At 73.4% G+C, this 18485-nt stretch carries 11 protein-coding genes, 1 other RNA gene and 1 pseudogene; 11 read left to right on the top strand and 2 right to left on the bottom strand.

Features of this window, described 5'->3' with window-relative positions:
* Positions 1 to 62: 62 nt before the first annotated feature.
* The gene (locus ACH4TG_RS21995) at positions 63 to 3524 is read right to left on the bottom strand and encodes an FtsK/SpoIIIE domain-containing protein (RefSeq protein ID WP_398244102.1); all 3462 of its coding nucleotides are present in this window, start codon (positions 3522 to 3524) and stop codon (positions 63 to 65) included.
* A gap of 588 nt (positions 3525 to 4112) precedes the next feature.
* Between ACH4TG_RS21995 and ACH4TG_RS22000 the strand changes: the two genes are divergently transcribed.
* The 4 genes and pseudogenes from ACH4TG_RS22000 (at position 4113) to ACH4TG_RS22015 (ending at position 10964) form a co-directional block, all read left to right on the top strand.
* On the top strand, positions 4113 to 5720 hold the full coding sequence (locus ACH4TG_RS22000) for a serine/threonine-protein kinase (RefSeq protein ID WP_398244103.1): 1608 nt from the start codon (positions 4113 to 4115) through the stop codon (positions 5718 to 5720).
* 451 nt (positions 5721 to 6171) lie between these two features.
* Positions 6172 to 7407 (top strand): annotated as a pseudogene (locus ACH4TG_RS22005) (serine/threonine-protein kinase); the annotation flags it as partial.
* Positions 7408 to 8609: 1202 nt separating this feature from the next.
* A complete protein-coding gene (gene prfB, locus ACH4TG_RS22010) occupies positions 8610 to 9728 on the top strand; it encodes a peptide chain release factor 2 (protein WP_398244104.1) in 1119 nt (372 codons plus the stop codon).
* A gap of 243 nt (positions 9729 to 9971) precedes the next feature.
* Entirely contained in the window at positions 9972 to 10964 is a 993-nt protein-coding gene (locus tag ACH4TG_RS22015; protein WP_398244105.1) for a hypothetical protein, read from the top strand.
* Between the two features lie 147 nt (positions 10965 to 11111).
* Here the strand turns inward: ACH4TG_RS22015 and ACH4TG_RS22020 are convergent, their stop codons facing one another.
* Entirely contained in the window at positions 11112 to 11303 is a 192-nt protein-coding gene (locus tag ACH4TG_RS22020) for a hypothetical protein (protein WP_398244106.1), read from the bottom strand.
* A 345-nt stretch (positions 11304 to 11648) separates the two neighbouring features.
* Here ACH4TG_RS22020 and ftsE point away from each other — a divergent pair, with 345 nt between their 5' ends.
* The 7 genes from ftsE to ACH4TG_RS22055 all read left to right on the top strand — a co-directional run bounded on the left by ftsE (position 11649) and on the right by ACH4TG_RS22055 (position 18329).
* Positions 11649 to 12338, top strand: a complete 690-nt coding sequence (ftsE, locus tag ACH4TG_RS22025; RefSeq protein WP_069466313.1) for a cell division ATP-binding protein FtsE — start codon at positions 11649 to 11651, stop codon at positions 12336 to 12338.
* A 41-nt stretch (positions 12339 to 12379) separates the two neighbouring features.
* Positions 12380 to 13297 carry a permease-like cell division protein FtsX gene (gene ftsX, locus ACH4TG_RS22030; RefSeq protein ID WP_398244107.1) on the top strand — a complete coding sequence of 306 codons (918 nt, stop codon included), beginning with the start codon at positions 12380 to 12382 and terminating at the stop codon, positions 13295 to 13297.
* Between the two features lie 236 nt (positions 13298 to 13533).
* On the top strand, positions 13534 to 14790 hold the full coding sequence (locus ACH4TG_RS22035; protein WP_398244108.1) for a S41 family peptidase: 1257 nt from the start codon (positions 13534 to 13536) through the stop codon (positions 14788 to 14790).
* 18 nt (positions 14791 to 14808) lie between these two features.
* Positions 14809 to 15291, top strand: coding sequence for an SsrA-binding protein SmpB (gene smpB / locus ACH4TG_RS22040; protein ID WP_398244109.1), 483 nt, complete (start codon positions 14809 to 14811; stop codon positions 15289 to 15291).
* A gap of 103 nt (positions 15292 to 15394) precedes the next feature.
* Positions 15395 to 15781, top strand: a transfer-messenger RNA (tmRNA) gene (gene ssrA, locus ACH4TG_RS22045).
* A gap of 238 nt (positions 15782 to 16019) precedes the next feature.
* Positions 16020 to 16679 (top strand): TetR/AcrR family transcriptional regulator, encoded by a 660-nt coding sequence (locus ACH4TG_RS22050; protein ID WP_398244110.1) that lies wholly within the window; start codon positions 16020 to 16022, stop codon positions 16677 to 16679.
* 99 nt (positions 16680 to 16778) lie between these two features.
* Positions 16779 to 18329: an MFS transporter gene (locus ACH4TG_RS22055; protein ID WP_398244111.1), complete on the top strand. Its 1551-nt coding sequence runs from the start codon at positions 16779 to 16781 to the stop codon at positions 18327 to 18329.
* Positions 18330 to 18485: the final 156 nt, after the last annotated feature.

An 18485-nucleotide genomic window follows, 5' to 3' on the forward strand; every position in this document is an offset into this window, starting at 1 on the left:
CGTCGGGGCGTGACTCTTGCGCCGGGCCGGGCCGCACCCCGGCGTCCACCGGCAGACACGCCCTAGCGGCGGGCCTCTTCCTGGGGGGACTCGGCGGCCCGCTGCAAGGCGCTGGCCAGCAGGGCCAGATCGGTGGGGCCGTTGCCCAGCTCCCGTACCTGGCGGCGGGCCGGCGGGTCGCCCATCCGCTCCCACTCCAGCGGTACGACGGTCGGCCGCAGCGTCGCGGTCCGCGGGATGCGGGCGCTGACCCGCGCGCCCTGGAAGAGCGTCACCGCGCCCCCGGGGCGCCGCAGGTAACCGCGTCCGGGCAGCGCGTCGTCCAGGCCCGCCGGGTCCTCGACCGTCACCAGCAGCGCCGCCGACTCCGGGTCCGGCATCCGCAACGCGATCCGCAGCCGGGCCCGTTCGTCCGCGTCCGTGTCCGCGGTGCGCTCCGGGCGCCCGGTCGACGCCACCAGGTGGACGCCGAGCCGCTCTCCGTCCCGGGCCACGGCCTCCAGGGCCCGCACGACGCTGCCCGCGGCAGGGCGGCCGGGACTGCCCAGGCCGGGCGCCACGAGTTCGTCGAAGTCGTCGACCAGCACGACCAGGCGCGGCAGCGCGGGCGCCTTTGTCCCGTCCGGGAGTCCTGCCGCGCCCGAACCCGCGGCGGACGCCCGGCCGTCGGCGCCAGCGGAGCCCGAACCGCCGGGCGGGCCACCGGCGTCCGCGGAAGCGGCGGCCCCCGGCACCTGCCGGCGCGCCTGGGACGGCACGGTCGCCGCCACCACCCGGTCGGCGTGCCAGGCCGCGAACTCCTGCCCGCCCAGCACCTCCGCGCGCCGCTTCAGCTCCGCGGTCAGGCCCTGCGCGAACTCCCGCATCCGCAGCGGGTCGGACGCCACCAGGTGCGACGAGACATGCGGCAGGTCGGCGCACGAGGCCAGGCCCTCGCCGCGCTCGCCGCCCGCCCCGTCCACCAGCACCAGCGCTAGCCGCTCCGGGCGCTCGCCCGCGGCCAGCGCCGCGGCCGTCGACCGCAGCAGCTCCGTCTTGCCCGCGCCGGGCGCCCCGCCGACCATCGCGTGCGGCCCCTCGGCGACCAGGTCGACCGCGACCCGCCCGCCGGTGCCCGTGCCGAGCACGAGGCGCGCCGTGGCCGCCGAGGTCCCGGCCTCCGCCCAGCGGGCCCCGATCTTCGCCGGTGTCGCCAGCGCCAGGTCCAGTTCGTCGAGCAGCCGGACCGTCTGCGGCAGGGTGTGGCGGGACGCCGGCGCGTCGGCGTCCGCCTCCCGCAGGGGCGCCAGCGCCCGCGCGAAGTGCTCCGCCCAGTCCGCGGACACCGCGTCCAGCACGACCTCGTCCGGCAGCCGGCCGTCGTCGCCGGGCAGCGGCTGACCGGCCCGCTCGATGTGCAGGGTCGTGGCCACGTCCCCGGACAGCCGGGCCACCACGCCGTTCCCGATCGCCGGCTGCTCGTCCGCCTCGGCCAGGCACAGCACGTGCACGCCCGCCGAAGGGCCGGCGACCGCGAGGCGCGCGAGCGCGTCCCGCAGCGTCGCGGAGCCCGGGTCGCCGTCGACCACCAGCAGCGTGAACGGCCCCTCGTACGCGGCCGCCGCGGCGGCCGCCGCCTCCTGCGGTGCCACCGCCCAGGCCGCCCCGAGCGGCCCGGCCTCCAGCCTGCGCACCAGCTCCGACGTGCGGGCCTGCGCCTGCTCGCGGTCGAAGGCGAGCAGCAGCCGGCAGTCCTGGCCGTGGCCGGGGCGCAGGTGCGGCAGCCAGTTGAGCCATGACCACTCCTCGGCGCGCTGGTCGGCGCCGCGGGTGCGGTCCGCGCTCAGCAGCACGACCTCCAGGGCCGCGGGGGCGTGCAGCGCGCACAGCTGGGCGAGCACCGCACGGGCGAGGCCGGACAGCCGCGGCCGCGGGCCGGACAGGGTCAGCGCCGCCGTGTCGGGGGCACGCAGGTCCACGGTGAAGGGCACCGACGGCAGCCGCCGGGTGCCGTCCTCCGACGGCAGGTCGGCGGTCCCGAGGCGGACCGTCAGCGCGTCCGGATGGCCTGGGCCGCGTTCCCACAGGCGGCGGCCGGGCCCGAGCGCGGTCAGCAGGATCGTGGCCGGGTCGGGCCAGCGCTCGCGCAGCGCCTCCGCCTCGCCGGTGTCCTCGGTCTCGGCCGCGCCGCGGACCGGGGTCAGCCGCCGCCGCGCCCAGGCGCTTATCGCGCCCACCGCGCCGCCGCGGGCCCGTCCCGCGTCCACGGCGCGGGCGCCGCGGGAGCGCTCGCCGGTGGCGCGGCGCCCGCTGCCCTCCGCCCCGGGTACGTCGGCCTGACCGGAGTGCGGCGAGGCCTCCGGGTCCAGGGCCTGCGCCCACTCCGCGTGGCCCACGTGCGTCACGGTCTCGCCGTGCGGCTGGCCGGCCGGGGTCTGGCGGGGCAGCGGCGGGTGGGAGGGCGAGCCGTCGCCGGCTTCCGGCGCCTGGCGGGGGGCGGGCAGCCCGGCGACCCCGCCGGTGGCAGCGCTCCCAGTGGTCCCGCCGGCCCGCTCGCCGGGCGTGTGGCCGTACGTCCCGGCCCGCGGGCCGCGCTGCCCGGGCACGGCCCCGGCCCCTTCGTCGGGGCGCGCCGCCGGCATCGGTGGCAGGCCCGCACCGGCCGCGCCCTGCGCGGGGGCGGCGACGCCGCCGGCCGGATGGACCTGCCCGTACAGGCCGTAGCTCGTCACGTCGTGCGGCGTGTCGTCCGGGACACCGGCGCGGCCCGCCCGGTCCTTGCGGCCGGCCGCCGGGCCCGCGTCGCCCGTACGGGCCGCGGCCTCCGCGCGGGCGGACGACGACCAGGGCAGCGAGACGCGCAGGTGGCCGTCGGCGTCCGGCTCGGAGGCGAGGACGGGCGCGGCGGCGGAGCGGGCCGGGTCGAGGCGGAGCGTGGACTCGCCGATCTGCAGCAGCGCGCCCGGCGGGAACGGCTGGGGCCGCTCGCCGAGCGGGCGGCCGGCCAGCGTGGTGCCGTTGGTCGAGCCGAGGTCGGCGACGGTGATCTGCCCGTCCTCGCCGACCGCCAGCTCGCAGTGCAGCCGGGAGACGTCCGGGTCGTCGAGCGGGACGTCCGCGTCCGCGGAGCGCCCGACCCGGGCCTGGCCGCCCTGGAGCAGGTGCACGCCGCCCGCGTCGGGCCCGCCCACCACGTGCAGCCGGGCGAGTTCGGCCGGCGGGCTGCCGTACTGCCCGAACCTGCCGTACTGGCCGTGGTCGCCCTGCTGCTCGGCGGGGGCGTGCAGGGACAGCAGCGCGCCGTCCACCAGCGGGGGCGCGCCCAGGACCGCGGTGGGGGCGAGCCGCTGGGTGCCCGCGTACAGCGCCACCGAGGTGCTCGCGGACCGCCCGCCCTGCTGCGCGGAGCCGGCCGCCGAGGCCAGCGCGCCCGCGACGGTGCCCAGCGTGGTGCCCTCGGGCGCCGTGATCAGCACGTCGCACCTGCCAGGGGAGAGCCTTGTCCGGCCGCTGCGCGGCCCGAGGACGGTCAGCCGGATCTGCATCTCTCCCGCGGTCCCTTCTCCCCGGGCCCGGGCAGGCGTCCGGGGGTCCCTCCCCGGCCGCGCGCGGGCGCGTCGCACAAGTGTTCACCCTTACACGCACAACTCAAGCACGGGCAACGGGCTCTGGTACCCCGTCCGGCCGTACGGATGCATCCTCCCACCCGCGACCGCGAGCATGCGGCCGGTCCCGGCTCGGGTGATCTTGGCTTACGCTTTCCTGACGGATCGGGTCGTTTGCGCCCGGTTCCGTGCATAATGCGACCGCGGAGGGGTCTGTCCGCGGCGGAACCCGGTCGTCCCGCGCCCGCCGGACGAACGGAACCGGCCGACTGCCGGTGCGGTCCGGGGGCAGGCGTCACCCCTACGGGGGCGGGCGGCCCCGGCGGCCTTCCGGGTCCGTCGGAGTGACGTACGGGCAACCATCCGGTTCCGGCCGGCGTCCTACCTGGGAATCGGGCGGCCGGATCTCCGGCGGCACTACGCTTGGCCGGAATCGAGCGAGCATCGGTCGTGGCCGGGACCGGCCCACGGAATTCGGGCAGACACGATCACACAAGGTCAGGCGAGTCAGGCAAGGGAGCACACGACGTGCGGCCGGTAGGCAGCAAGTACCTCCTGGAGGAGCCGCTGGGACGCGGCGCCACGGGCACCGTATGGCGCGGCCAGGTGCGGGAGGAACTCGAGGGAGGCGGCAGCGCCGTCGCCGTCAAGGTGCTCAAGGAAGAGCTGGCGAGCGACCCCGACGTCGTGATGCGGTTCCTGCGCGAGCGCTCGGTGCTGCTGCGGCTGCGCCACCCGCACATCGTCCGGGTCCGCGACCTGGTGGTCGAGGGCGACCTGCTCGCCCTGGTGATGGACCTCATCGACGGCCCCGACCTGCACCGCTACCTGCGTGAGAACGGCCCCTTCACGCCGGTCGCCGCCTCGCTGCTCACTGCCGCGGTCGCCGACGCGCTCGCCGCCAGCCACGCCGACGGCGTGGTGCACCGCGACCTGAAGCCGGCGAACGTGCTGCTCGCCACGGTCACGGGCGAGGACGGCACCGAGAGCATGCACCCGATGCTCACCGACTTCGGCATCGCGCGGCTCGCCGACTCCCCGGGCGTCACCCGCACCCACGAGTTCGTCGGCACCCCGGCCTATGTGGCGCCGGAGTCCGCGCAGGGGCGCCCGCAGACCTCCGCGGTCGACATCTACGGCGCCGGCGTCCTGCTCTACGAGCTGGTCACCGGTCGCGCGCCGTTCCGCGGCGACAGCGCCATCGAGGTGCTGCACGCCCACCTGAACCAGCAGCCGGAACGCCCCGGCAACGTCCCCGAGCCGCTGTGGACGGTCATCGAGCGGTGCCTGCGCAAGGAGCCGGCTCAGCGGCCCAGCGCGGAGAACCTGGCGCGGGGCCTGCGGGCCGTCGCGGCCGGGGTCGGTGTGCACGCGACGCCCGCGCAGGCGGAGGCGGCGCTCGGCGTCGCCGCGCTGCTGGGGCCCGACGCGGATCCGACGCCCGTGCCGGGCACGAACCCGGGCGGCTCCGACGCGGACCCCACGCAGGTGCTGCCGTCCGGCAGCGGGCCCTCGTACGACCCGAACGCCGTCACCAGCATGCTGCCGTCGGAGCGGACGCGGATCCTGCCGTCGTCCCAGCAGCAGCCCCCGCAGGCCCGGCCCGCCGCGCAGGCGCCCCAGCCCGCACCCCAGGCCCAGGGTCCGCACCCCTGGGAGTCGCAGCTGAGCGCGGCGCGGCACCGCAACGAGCAGACCGAGGTCCAGTACCTCGCCCCTGAGGAGGACCCGCTGCGGCGCAGGCCGCGGCGGCAGCCGGGCCCGGCGCAGCCGCCGCAGCAGCAGCAGTACCCGCAGGGGTACGGCTATCCGCAACAGCAGCAGTACGCGCCGCAGCGCCAGCCCCAGCGGTACGAGCGCCCGCCGGCCCCCACGCCGCCCGCCCCCGCACCGTCGCGGCGCGAGCCGCGGCGCAGCGCCAACCCGGTCAAGATTCCCGGGCTCGGGTGCCTCAAGGGCTGCCTGACGGTGGTCCTGGTGCTCATCGTGGTGTTCGTCGTGGTCTGGTACACCACGCCGCTGCCCGAGTGGGTCAACAGCACGCGCAACCTCTGGGACGCCACGTCCAGTTGGGCTCAGTCCGTCTGGGACAAGGTGTCCGCGATCACCGGAGACTCCGGCGGCGGCAAGGGCTGATCCCTCACTCTGCGGTGCGCTTTGCCCCCCAACGTGCTGCCTCCACCACCCCCATGAGCCGCGTCCACCACGCGGTGTGGGGCAATCCCCATGGCTCCGCCCCGGCTTGGGTTCACCTTGTGGTGTGGGGCACCCTTCGTGCCTGCGGCCCTGTCGTGGTTCACCTTGTGGTGTGGGGTCACCATCCCTGGCGGGGCACCGCCTGCCCCGCGAGGGGGCGTCGGACGGCGAGTCACCGTCGGGGCCGAGCCGGGCAGCCGGGCGCGCCCGTGAGAGTGGGGGCAGGGGCCTGGCGGCCCCTGATGAGGGGTCAGGGTGGGGATTTGTCGACTTCCGGAGGGTGATTTCTCCGGCAGAACCCGCCCTCAGGGGGCACCGGTCCCCCGAACGCCCCCTGTTCCGCGTAGCTTTGTCGCCAACGCGACGGACTTCGGAGGAGTCGGAGCAAGCCTTGGCGAGGAAGATCGGCAGCCGGTACACCGCGCACCAGGTGCTCGGGCGGGGATCCGCGGGCACCGTGTGGCTCGGCGACGGCCCGGAAGGCCCGGTCGCCATCAAGCTGCTGCGCGAGGACCTCGCCTCCGACCAGGACCTCGTCGGCCGCTTCGTCCAGGAGCGCACCGCCCTCCTCTCGCTGGACCACCCGCACATCGTCGGGATCCGCGACCTCGTCGTCGACGGCACCGACCTCGCCCTCGTCATGGACCTGGTGCGCGGCACCGACCTGCGGTCCCGGCTGGAGCGCGACCAGCGCCTGTCCCCGGAGGCGGCCGTCGCGATCGCCGCCGACGTGGCCGACGGCCTGGCCGCCGCGCACGCCGCGGGCGTCGTCCACCGCGACGTCAAGCCGGAGAACGTGCTGCTGGACTCGGCCGCCGTCCCCGGCCCGGGCGGCGCCCCGCCCGCCCTCCTCACCGACTTCGGCATCGCCCGCCTCGTCGACTCACCGCGCCGCACGCGTGCCACCCGCATCATCGGCACACCGGACTACCTGGCGCCCGAGATCATCGAGGGCCTGCCGCCGCGCGCGTCCGTCGACATCTACGCGCTGGCCACCGTGCTGTACGAACTCCTCGCCGGATTCACGCCGTTCGGCGGCGGCCACCCGGGCGCGGTGCTGCGCCGGCACGTCACCGAGACCGTGCAGCCGCTGCAGCAACTGCCCCACGAGCTGTGGCAGGTGCTCGCCCAGTGCCTGTCCAAGGCGCCCGCCTCACGCCTCACCGCCCGTGAACTCGGTCTGCGGCTGCGTGAGTTGCTGCCGGACCTGGCGGGTGTGCCCGCACTGGACGTGGCCCCGCCGGGAGTCGACGGGAACGCCGCGGAACAGCCGTACGGCGACAGTGAAGACGACGGCCCGTCACCGGCTCCCACGTTCCCCGCGGACTCCGCGGCCGCGGACCCGGACGCGGCGCAGGACCGTCCGCGCGGCGCCGTCCCGCTGGTGCGCGGCTCCGCCCCGGACTCCAGCCGGGACACCCACACCAGCATCAAGCTGCCGACCGCCGAGGAACTGGCCGGCTACGTGCCGCGCTCCGGCAAGGGCACCGGCCGCACCCGGGCGTCCGCGCCGGGCCGGCCGGCGAGCCCCCGGCACCGCTCGGTGTCGGACGCGGTCAGGCACCGCCGCATCACCTTCGCCGCGGCGGCCGCCGCGGCCCTGGCCGTCGCCGGGATCGGCGGCTGGGGCATCGCCTCGGCCGGGTCGAACGGCAAGTCCGGCTCCGGCACCTCCCGCGACGACCACTCCCCGTCGGTCTCGCCGACCACCGGCGCCCCGAAGCAGTCCGCCAGGACCGCGCAGGGCACCCCGAACGCGCCGACCGCCGGCGCCGACGCCCCGCAGGGCAGGACCGGCGCGCCGGTCGCCCTCCCGCGCTGGTCCGCGCCGCGCGCCGTCCCGGCCGCCGGGGTCCGCCTCACCGGCGGGCCGCGCGCGCTGGCCGTGAACGGCGAAACGTACGTCTTCGCACGCGGCGCCGACAAGAACATCTGGTACGTCGTCCACAACAGGTCCGGTTACGGAGAGTGGCACAAGCTCACCGGGATCAACGTCGCCGACGACCCCGCCGTGGTCTCGGCCAGGCCCGGCCGGATCGACCTGTTCGCGCTGGGCACGGACGGCCTGCTGTACCGCCGCACCTGCGCCGACGGGGTCTGGAACGGCTGGTCGCAGGTGGACGAGCGGACCCGGTTCGACGCGGCGCCGGCCGCCGCGTCGTCCTCGCCCGGCCGGATCGACCTGGTGGGCCGGGTCGGCGGCGACCTGGTCACCGCCTCGCTCGTGGGCTCCCGCTGGAACGCCTGGGCGCTGGTCCCGACCGCCGGCCGCATCACGTCCGCTCCGGCGCTGGTCTCCCGGGCCCCGGGCACCCTGGACGCCTTCGTTGTCCGCAAGGCCGACGGCGCGGTTCTGCGGCTGCCGTTCTCCGGCGGCGCCTGGCGGCCGTCCGGTCCGCTCGACGGGCTCGACGCGTCCGCCTCCGGGGCCGGGACCGCCGGCGCGCACCGCCCGGAGGCCGTGTCCGCGGGGGACCGCCTCTACGTACTGGCCGGCGGGATGCAGTGCACCCCGCCCGGACCCGCCGCGGCCCTGCCGGACGGGCTGTCCGGGGCGCTCGGGGCCGTCGAGGACGGCCGCACCCTGGACGTGTTCGCCGTCACCTCCGACGGCAGGCTCACCGCGGCCACGGCGGCCGTCCCCGCGTAGGCGCCGCGGAGGCGCCGGTCGGGCTCGGCGACCACTCAAGCCGCCCGCCGCACGTCCAGTGGGGCGGGGGAGCGGCCCGGGGCCCGTGGGAAGGGGCGGCCCGGGGCGTGCCGGGCCCGCTGCCTGCGGGCCTGTGGACAGCGGGCATGGTCGCCCCGACCAGCCGGTAGGCTGGACGCGTGGCGATCGTCGATGTATCCGAAGAGCTGAAGTCCCTGTCCTCGACCATGGGGTCGATCGAGGCCGTTCTCGACCTCGACCGGATGAGGGGCGACATTGCCGCGCTTGAGGAGCAGGCCGCGGCCCCGTCCCTGTGGGACGACCCGGAGAACGCGCAGAAGATCACCAGCCGCCTCTCCCACCTCCAGGCCGAGCTGCGCAAGGTCGAGGCGCTCCGAAGCCGGATCGACGACCTCTCCGTCCTCTTCGAGCTCGCCGAGGCCGAGGACGACGCGGACACCCGCGCCGAGGCCGAGACCGAGCTGGAGTCCGTCCGCAAGGCGCTGGACGAGATGGAGGTCCGCACGCTGCTGTCCGGCGAGTACGACTCCCGCGAGGCGCTGGTCAACATCCGCGCCGAGGCCGGCGGCGTCGACGCGGCGGACTTCGCCGAGCAGCTCCAGCGGATGTACCTGCGGTGGGCCGAGCGCCACGGCTACTCCACCGAGGTCTACGAGACCTCGTACGCGGAGGAGGCCGGCATCAAGTCGACCACCTTCGTGGTGAAGGCGCCGTACGCCTACGGCACCCTGTCGGTGGAGCAGGGCACGCACCGCCTCGTGCGGATCAGCCCGTTCGACAACCAGGGCCGCCGCCAGACGTCCTTCGCGGGCGTCGAGGTGCTGCCAGTCGTGGAGCAGTCCGACCACGTCGAGATCGACGAGTCCGAGCTGCGCGTCGACGTCTATCGGGCGTCCGGCCCCGGCGGCCAGGGCGTCAACACCACCGACTCCGCGGTCCGCATCACCCACATCCCCACCGGCATCGTGGTCTCCTGCCAGAACGAGCGCTCGCAGATCCAGAACAAGGCCAGCGCGATGAACGTCCTTCAGGCCAAGCTGCTGGAGCGGCGCCGCCAGGAGGAGCAGGCGCTGATGGACTCGCTCGGCAAGAGCGACGGCGGCAACTCCTGGGGCAACCAGATGCGGTCGTACGTCCTGCACCCGTACCAGATGGTGAAGGACCTGCGGACCGAGCACGAGGTCGGCAACCCCCAGTCCGTGCTCGACGGCGACATCGACGGCTTCATCGAGGCGGGCATCCGCTGGCGCAAGTCCCGTGAAAAAGCGGACGCTTAAGCGCTTTCGCGGTGGACTTGTCACAGTGCTGTGCAGAAGTGCCCGGCAAAAGCGGGCAGTTGGCGCACGGTTCGCTTAACGGGCTTGACGCCCTCTGGTGATGCCACGAGTGTGGTGCGAGGCATGCGCATGACTGAGGCGTCAGCGTACGGGGGCTAGCGCATCCGGTCCCTCCAGTGACACCGCACACCTCCATGCCTGCGCAGCGCCCCAAGCAGACATCAACTGGGGGTACTTGACAACATGAGCAGGGCCAAAGCCAGCACCCGGCTGCGCGTGACGCGTATCGCCGCGGCTGCGGTGATAGCGACAGGCGCGACCCTGACGGCCATGGGCGTCGCCCAGGCCGCAACGGACAACAGCACCACCCCGTCCTCCAACGGCGGTCTCGGTGTCCACATCAAGATCGGCCTCGGCGGGGGCGACGACCAGGGCAGCATCAGCGGCGTGACCGCCGGTGACACCCAGGGCACGTCGACCGGTACGTCCACGGGCACCTCGACGGGCACGTCCACGGGCACCTCGACGGGTACCTCCACGGGTACGTCCACCGGGACCTCGACGGGCACCTCCACGGGTACCTCGACGGGTACGTCCACCGGCACCTCCACGGGTACGTCCACCGGCACGTCGACCGGTACGTCCACGGGCACCTCGACGGGCACGTCCACGGGTACGTCCACCGGCACCTCGACGGGCACGTCGACCGGTACGTCCACGGGCACCTCGACGGGTACGTCCACGGGTACGTCGACCGGGACCTCGACGGGCACGTCGACCGGTACGTCCACCGGGACCTCGACGGGTACGTCCACGGGTACGTCGACCGGTACGTCCACGGGCACCTCGACGGGGACGTCCACGGGTACGTCCACCGGTACGACCAAGGGCACCACGAGCGGGACCTCGACGGGGTCGACGGGCAGCACGACGTCCGGCAACACCTCGTCGGGCAACACGTCCGGTAACACGACGTCCGGCACCTCGGGCAGCGCGACCGGCGGCAACAACAACACCTGCACCCTGACCGGGGACAGTGTCGACTGCGGGAACAAGCCCGGCACCGACAACACGCAGCAGGTGCCGCAGGGGGCGACCACGAACCAGCTCGCCGAGACCGGTTCGAACGGCACCACCTTCATGATCGTCGGGGCGGCCACCCTGATCGCGGGCGGCATCGGCTTCCGCCTCACCCCGCGTCTGGCCGGCGCCCGCCGCAACACCCCCGCTGCCTGACCGCAACCCGGGGAGCACGCGCAGCACAAGAAAACAGGGAAGGGCCCGGAACCGAGGTTCCGGGCCCTTACCTGTTCTGTCAGAAGCGCACCGTGAAGCAGCTGTCACACAGAGGCGAAGCTGTCACCGTAAAGATGGAGAGGCCACTCAGGCCGTCGCGTGCTCGACGACGAGCGCGACGGTGAGGAGAGCGATCAGGAGGGCGATCAGGGCCGCGGGGGATATGGAGGACCAGGGGTTCTCCTGCTGCATCCGCGCGCGGTTGGCCCGGCACACCGGGCAGCGGCCCTCACTCACCGGGCCGGCGCAGTTCGCACACACCAGTCGGTCGCACGTCATGCGATCTCCTCCTCCGTCCGGTGAACGCCCCCGGTGGACGAATCGTTCCCGAGGGGCTGTGCTCGCACTCCCCCGTGGAGCCCCCGCGTGCGTCGCACCCGCGGACCCCGCACTTCCACTGTGCCAGGTTCTGGGGAATGCTGCCCCCCGCACCCGCAAGGACAGGGCCCGGATCCGGAATGACGGGTCCGGATCACGGGGCGCCCGGGACCAATGACGGGCTTGTCCGACTATGCCCTGTGGGCAAGGCCACCAACCCTCCACGGCGACTGCGCACCGCCCGCACCTTCGCGTAGTGTCGCCCCCATCCCCTGTCCGCTCACCCCGCAAACCCCTGGTGCGAACGTGATCCGATTCGACAGCGTCACCAAGACCTACCCCAAGCAGAATCGTCCTGCACTCCGGGACGTCTCGCTGGAGATCGAGAAAGGGGAATTCGTCTTCCTGGTGGGTTCGTCAGGCTCGGGCAAGTCGACGTTCCTGCGGCTGATCCTCCGCGAGGAGCGCACCGACACCGGCATGGTCCACGTGCTCGGCAAGGACCTCGCCCGCCTGTCCAACTGGAAGGTCCCGCACATGCGGCGCCAGCTCGGCACCGTCTTCCAGGACTTCCGCCTGCTCCCCAACAAGACCGTCGCGGAGAACGTCGCGTTCGCCCTCGAGGTGATCGGCAAGCCGCGCGGCACCATCCGCAAGACCGTGCCCGAGGTTCTGGACCTGGTCGGCCTGGCCGGCAAGGAGGACCGCATGCCGGGCGAGCTGTCCGGTGGTGAGCAGCAGCGCGTCGCGATCGCGCGGGCCTTCGTCAACCGGCCCATGCTGCTGATCGCCGACGAGCCCACCGGAAACCTCGACCCGCAGACGTCGGTCGGCATCATGCGCCTGCTCGACCGGATCAACAGGACCGGCACCACCGTGGTGATGGCCACCCACGACCAGAACATCGTCGACCAGATGCGCAAGCGCGTCATCGAGCTGGAGAAGGGGCGGCTGGTTCGCGACCAGTCGCGCGGTGTCTACGGCTACCAGCACTGAGCAGCCCGTAGCACTCCCGCCCCCGAAAGGAACCTCACTTCATGCGCGCCCAGTTCGTCCTGTCCGAGATCGGTGTCGGTCTCCGCCGCAACCTCACGATGACCTTCGCCGTCGTCATCTCGGTCGCCCTCTCCCTCGCCCTGGCCGGTGGCGCCCTGCTCGCCAACAAGCAGGTCGACTCGATGAAGGGCTACTGGTACGACAAGGTCCAGGTCACCATCTACATGTGCAACAAGGGCGACGCCTCGTCGACGCCCAACTGCGCACGGGGTGCGGTCACCGACGACCAGAAGGCCGAGATCCTCAAGACGCTCAAGGCGCAGCCGATCGTCGAGAAGGTCTACTACGAGTCGGCGGAGCAGGCGTACAAGCACTACCAGGAGCAGTTCAAGCGCTCCCCGCTGGCCAGTTCGGTCACCCCGGACCAGATGCAGGAGAACTACCGGGTCAAGCTCAAGGACCCGACGAAGTTCGCCATCATCGCCAGCCTGTTCAACGGGCACCCAGGTGTGCAGTCCGTGTCGGACCAGCGCGAGGTGCTCAAGAACCTGTTCGACCTCCTCAACGGCATGACACGCGTCGCCTACGTGGTGCTGGCGTTCATGCTCACCGTCGCCATGCTGCTGATCGTCAACACCGTGCGCGTCTCGGCGTTCAGCCGGCGCCGCGAGACCGGCATCATGCGGCTGGTCGGCGCGTCCAGCTTCTACATCCAGATGCCGTTCATCATGGAGGCCGCGTTCGCCGGCCTGGTGGGCGCCGGCCTCGCCTGCGGCATGCTGCTCGGCGGCCGCTACTTCATGGTCGACAATGGCCTGAAGCTGCAGGACAAGATCCCGCTGGTGTCCTTCCTCGGCTGGGACTCGGTGGTCGGCGTGCTGCCGCTGGTGCTGCTGATCGGCGTCGTGATGCCGGCCCTGGCCGCGTTCATCGCCCTGCGGCGCTACCTGAAGGTCTGACGCGGCGCTCACTTCCCACGTCGTCAACGTGCCGGGGTCCGCCGGATATTGCCGGACCCCGGCACGTCGGCGTCTCCGGCCGCCCGGGAGACCCCGGACGGCCCGTACACCCCCGACCCCCTTGATCCGCCCGCGCGTTGATACGTCTGTGACGCCCGGTACGGTTGCGGAAGGTGGGCATGCGCCCTCACGGCAACTTTCCGTACCGCGCCCGTTTCTCGCCTAGACTTCCGGCCATGTCCGGCCCGTCGTTGTTCGGGACGCCCCGCCGTCTGCGCCGCGGGGCCACCCTGACGTTGGTGTTCGGCACCATGCTCGCGACCGGCGCGGCGGCCGGCAGCATGGCCCAGCCCGTACAGCGCCGCCCGGCCGCCCGGATCGAGGCCGCCACCGTCGCCGACGCGAACGGCTCCCGCGCCGCCGGCACGTCCGCCGTGCGCTCTGGAACCGGCGCGGCGGGAGGCACCACCGACGGCGACACCAGCGGCGCCGGCGGGCCCGGCACCCTCGACACCGGCCGCATCGCCGAGGAGATCCAGAACGGCACGATGGGCGCCGCGACCGTCGAGAAGCTGGTCAGTCGCAGCGGCGACCGCTGGTCGTCGTTCTACACCGCGCAGGAGTACGCCGGTCTCCAGGAGGCGCTCGACGGCCGCTACGTCGGCGTGGGCCTGTGGGTGCGCCGGATCGACGACGGGCGGATCGAGGTCGCCCGGGTCCAGGACGACAGCCCCGCCGAGGGTGCCGGGATCGAGGTCGGCGACGTCCTCACCGCCATCGGCGGCACGCGCACCACCGGTCTCGCCGTCACCGAGGTCGTCGCGGACCTGCGCGGCGACAACGTCCCCGGCACCCCCGTCACGCTCGGTGTGCAGCGCGGCACGCGCAGCTGGACGGTTGCGGTGCACCGCGCGACCCTCGCCACCGAGGCCGTCACCGTGACCCGGTCCGCGGACGGCCCGACCGTCGTCGCGATCGACGCGTTCAGCCGCGGTGTCGGCGCCCAGGTCCGCCGGGCGGTGCGGGACGCCCCGCACGGCGTGCTGCTCGACCTGCGCGGCAACTCCGGCGGGCTGGTCACCGAGGCCGTCGCGGTCGCCTCCGCCTTCCTGGACGGCGGGCTGGTCGCCACCTACGACGTGCACGGCAGCCAGCGGTCGCTGTACGCGGCGACCGGCGGCGACACCCGCGTGCCGCTGGTGGTGCTGGTGGACGGCGGCACGATGAGCGCCGCGGAAATGCTGGCCGGCGCCCTCCAGGACCGGGGCCGCGCGGTGGTCATCGGCACCCGCACCTTCGGCAAGGGCTCGGTGCAGATGCCCAGCACCCTGCCGGACGGTTCGGTCGCCGAGCTGACCGTCGGCCACTACGACCTGCCCGACGGCCGCAGCGTCGACGGCCAGGGCATCACCCCCGACGTGCAGGTGCCCGACGGCCAGGACGCGGTCGCCGACAGCCGCGAGGTATTCACTGGCCTCGGTGCCCTCTCTTAGTGGGAGAATGGCCCAGCTATGGCAAAAGAGACCGGTCGCAAGATGATCGCGCAGAACAAGAAGGCGCGGCACGATTACCACATCCTCGACACGTACGAGGCGGGCCTGGTGCTCACGGGCACCGAGGTCAAGTCCCTGCGTCTGGGCCGCGCGTCGCTGGTCGACGGCTTCGCGCAGCTCGAGGGCGACGAGGCGTGGCTGTACAACGTGCACATCCCCGAGTACACGCAGGGGACCTGGACCAACCACTCGGCGCGCCGCAAGCGGAAGATGCTGCTGCACCGCGCCGAGATCGACAAGCTCGAGCAGAAGTCCCAGGAGAGCGGGCACACCGTGGTTCCGCTCGCCCTGTACTTCAAGGACGGCCGGGTGAAGGTGGAGATCGCCCTCGCCAAGGGCAAGAAGGAGTACGACAAGCGGCAGACGCTGCGCGAGAAGCAGGACCGCCGGGAGGCGGACCGCGCGATGTCGGCGGTGCGGCGCAAGCAGCGGGGCGCGTAGCCCCGCTCCACGCCCCGGGAATGCGCTGGCACGGCTCCGCGTTCTTGCTCTACGATGGCAGCAGCCACTCGGTGACGAGTGGTGCACCTTGAAAACACCACATGGGGATGATCGGTTTCGACTGGGGATGTCGAAGCAGGGGAAGCGAGCCGAGGAAGCGGCAATGATCTCGTTAACCATATGCCGAAACCAATAATCGCCAATTCTCAGCGCGATTCCTCCGCCTACGCCCTCGCTGCCTAATAAGCCGCTAGCGTAGACTCCGCGGAGTGTCAGCCCGGGGCTGTTCCCGACCCGGATCCTGGCATCAGCTAGGGGACTCAACCGCCGAGCCCGGCCACGGGGCACGGCGGGAAAACTCACAGTGGCTGAGCCCGTCGGCAGCTTGTCCGCGTGACTGCCGGGGCTGAGAAAAGCACAGCGGACTGCGCTCGGAGAAGCCCTGGTTCCGCACCACAGGACGCGGGTTCGATTCCCGCCATCTCCACTCATCCCATGCGCGACGGCGCCCTCTTTCCGGAGGGCGCCGTTTTGCGTTGGGGCCCGAGGCCGGGCCGGGTTCGTCCCGGCGCGAGGTCGGCCGGGCGACGCGCGCGGCGCCGCCCGAGGGGGCGGCGTGACCCAGGTCACGTCGAGCGGGAAATATCCGGGGACCCTCTCCCCGTTACATGCACGTGAATGAAAATCCGGGGGCTCCGTCCCCGGTTACGACGAGAGGAGGACCCGCCATGACCCTCACCGCCGACACGACGGAGACGGCACCGCGCCGGGCCCCTCGCATGCGTACCGACGCGGCGCGCAACCGGGAGCGCATCCTGGCCGCGGCCCGCGAGATGCTGGTCGAGCAGGGCCCCGACGTCGCGCTCGACGACATCGCGCGGCGGGCCGGCGTCGGCAACGCGACGCTCTACCGGCACTTCCCCGACCGGCACGCACTGCTGCGCGCCGTGCTGCTCTATGTGATGACCCGGACCGCGGACTACGCCGAGACGGCCGCCGCGGAAGCCGACCCCTTCACCGCGCTGTGCGGCTTCGCGCACGCGGCGGTCGACGAGCGCGCCGCGGCGATCTGCGGACTGCTCCCCGATGGGGAGCGGCCGGAGGCCACACCCGAGATGTACGCCGAGTACGCCCGCTTTCAGACGGGGCTCGAACGGCTGATGGAACGGGCCCGCGAGGCGGGGCAGTTGCGCCGGGACATCACCCAGATCGACTTCATGATCACGGTGTGCCAGCTCAGCCGCCCGCTGCCCGGCCTGGGATGCGAGGGCGCCGACTGCCACCGCCGTCTGGACCTCTTCCTGGACGGGCTGCGCCCACCGTCCGCCGCCGGCGCCGAGCGCCACCCCTTGAACCAGAACCACTTCGCCTCACTTTCGAGTCAATGACGACCTCGTGACCACCCCGCGGCCGCCCCTGTTGCGCGGCGCCGCCCGTACCGACCGGACCTCACCCGTGCCCGCGGGCACACCTAGGTGGATACCCCCATGTCTCAAACCGCCGCACACCGGCTTCAGGACACCGGCTCCAACCGCTGGAAAGCCCTGGTCTTCATCTCCCTCGCCCAGCTGATGGTCGTCCTCGACTCGACGATCGTGAACATCGCGCTGCCGAGCGCCCAGCACGCCCTCGGCATCTCCGACGCCAACAAGCAGTGGGTCATCACGGCCTACGCGCTGGCCTTCGGCGGGCTCCTCCTCTTCGGCGGCCGGATCGCCGACCTGTGGGGCCGCAAGCGCACCTTCGTGGTCGGCCTGACCGGCTTCGCCCTCGCGTCCGCGATCGGCGGCGCCGCGGGCAACGAGGCGATGCTGCTCAGCTCGCGTGCCGCGCAGGGCCTGTTCGGCGCGCTGCTCGCGCCCTCCGCGCTCTCGCTGCTCGCGGTGACGTTCACCGACGCCCGGGAGCGGGCGAAGGCGTTCGGCATCTTCGGCGCGATCGCGGGCGGCGGCGGCGCCGTCGGCCTGCTGCTCGGCGGTGTGCTCACCGAGTACCTCAACTGGCGCTGGACCTTCTTCGTCAACATCCCCTTCGCGGTGATCGCCGCCCTCGGCGCGTACTTCGTGATCCGCGAGCCCGAGGGCTCCAGGAACCGGTCCTCGCTCGACATCCCCGGTGTGGTGCTGGCCACCCTGGGCCTGGTCTCGCTGGTCTACGGCTTCACCCGCGCCGAGACGGCCGGCTGGTCCTCGGCCTCGACCATCGGCCTGTTCGTCGCGGCCGGCGTCCTGCTGGCCACCTTCGCCCTGGTCGAGTCCCGGGTCAAGGCGCCGCTGCTGCCGCTGCGCGTGGTCGGCGAGCGCAACCGCGGCGGCACCTACCTGTCGCTGGGTCTGGCCATCATCGGCCTGTTCGGCGTGTTCCTCTTCCTGACCTACTACCTGCAGGTCGTCCAGGGGTACTCGGCGATCAGGACCGGCTTCGCCTTCCTGCCGATGGTCGTGGCCTTCGTGGTCGGCTCCACGCAGATCGGCGCCCGGCTGGTCACCCGCCTTCCGGCGCGCGCGCTGATGGCGCCCGGCTTCGCGGTCGCCGCGGTGGCCATGCTGCTGCTGACCCGCCTCGGGGTCGGCTCGTCCTACCCGGGCGTGATCCTGCCGGGTCTGGTGCTGCTGGGCCTCGGCATGGGGTCGGCGTTCATGCCGGCCATGTCGCTGGCCACGCAGGGCGTCCAGCCGCGTGACGCGGGTGTCGCCTCGGCGATGGTCAACACCTCGCAGCAGGTGGGCGGGGCCATCGGCACCGCGCTGCTCAACACGATCGCCGCCTCGGCGACGACCACGTACCTGGCCGCCCACGCGGCCGGTTCGGCCGGCTCGGCGAGCGCCCAGCGGCTGCTGCAGTCGCAGTCCTTGGTGCACGGCTACACCCACGCGATCTGGTGGGCCGTCGCCATCGAGGCCCTGGCCTCGCTCATCGCGCTGATCTTCGTCAACGCCCCCCGTCCGGGCTCGACGATGGTGGCGTCCAGCGGCGACACCGCCAAGGACGCTCGGGGCGCCGGGGACGAGGCCCCGCTCCCGGCGGCGATGCACTGAGCCGCCAGGCCGTCCGGCGGGCGGCCGCGGCACATACGCGGGTGGGGCAGGAGCCGTACGGCTCCTGCCCCACCCGCGTCTTACCTCAAACCAGTGAGCGAGCCCCAGTCAGCGTTGCCCAGTACGCGTGCCCCAGTCACCCGGGGACCAGCGACC

It is taken from the genome of Streptomyces sp. NPDC020917, from assembly GCF_044333795.1.
Taxonomy (GTDB): Bacteria; Actinomycetota; Actinomycetes; order Streptomycetales; family Streptomycetaceae; genus Actinacidiphila.

What these genes read in the sequence shown, in the direction of transcription:
- ACH4TG_RS21995 (WP_398244102.1), bottom strand. Translation starts at nt 3,524, where the DNA reads ATGCAGATCCGGCTGACCGTCCTCGGGCCGCGCAGCGGCCGGACAAGG.
- ACH4TG_RS22015 (WP_398244105.1), top strand. Translation starts at nt 9,972, where the DNA reads ATGAGCAGGGCCAAAGCCAGCACCCGGCTGCGCGTGACGCGTATCGCC.
- ACH4TG_RS22020 (WP_398244106.1), bottom strand. Translation starts at nt 11,303, where the DNA reads ATGACGTGCGACCGACTGGTGTGTGCGAACTGCGCCGGCCCGGTGAGT.
- ftsX (WP_398244107.1), top strand. Translation starts at nt 12,380, where the DNA reads ATGCGCGCCCAGTTCGTCCTGTCCGAGATCGGTGTCGGTCTCCGCCGC.
- ACH4TG_RS22035 (WP_398244108.1), top strand. Translation starts at nt 13,534, where the DNA reads ATGTCCGGCCCGTCGTTGTTCGGGACGCCCCGCCGTCTGCGCCGCGGG.
- smpB (WP_398244109.1), top strand. Translation starts at nt 14,809, where the DNA reads ATGGCAAAAGAGACCGGTCGCAAGATGATCGCGCAGAACAAGAAGGCG.
- ACH4TG_RS22050 (WP_398244110.1), top strand. Translation starts at nt 16,020, where the DNA reads ATGACCCTCACCGCCGACACGACGGAGACGGCACCGCGCCGGGCCCCT.
- ACH4TG_RS22055 (WP_398244111.1), top strand. Translation starts at nt 16,779, where the DNA reads ATGTCTCAAACCGCCGCACACCGGCTTCAGGACACCGGCTCCAACCGC.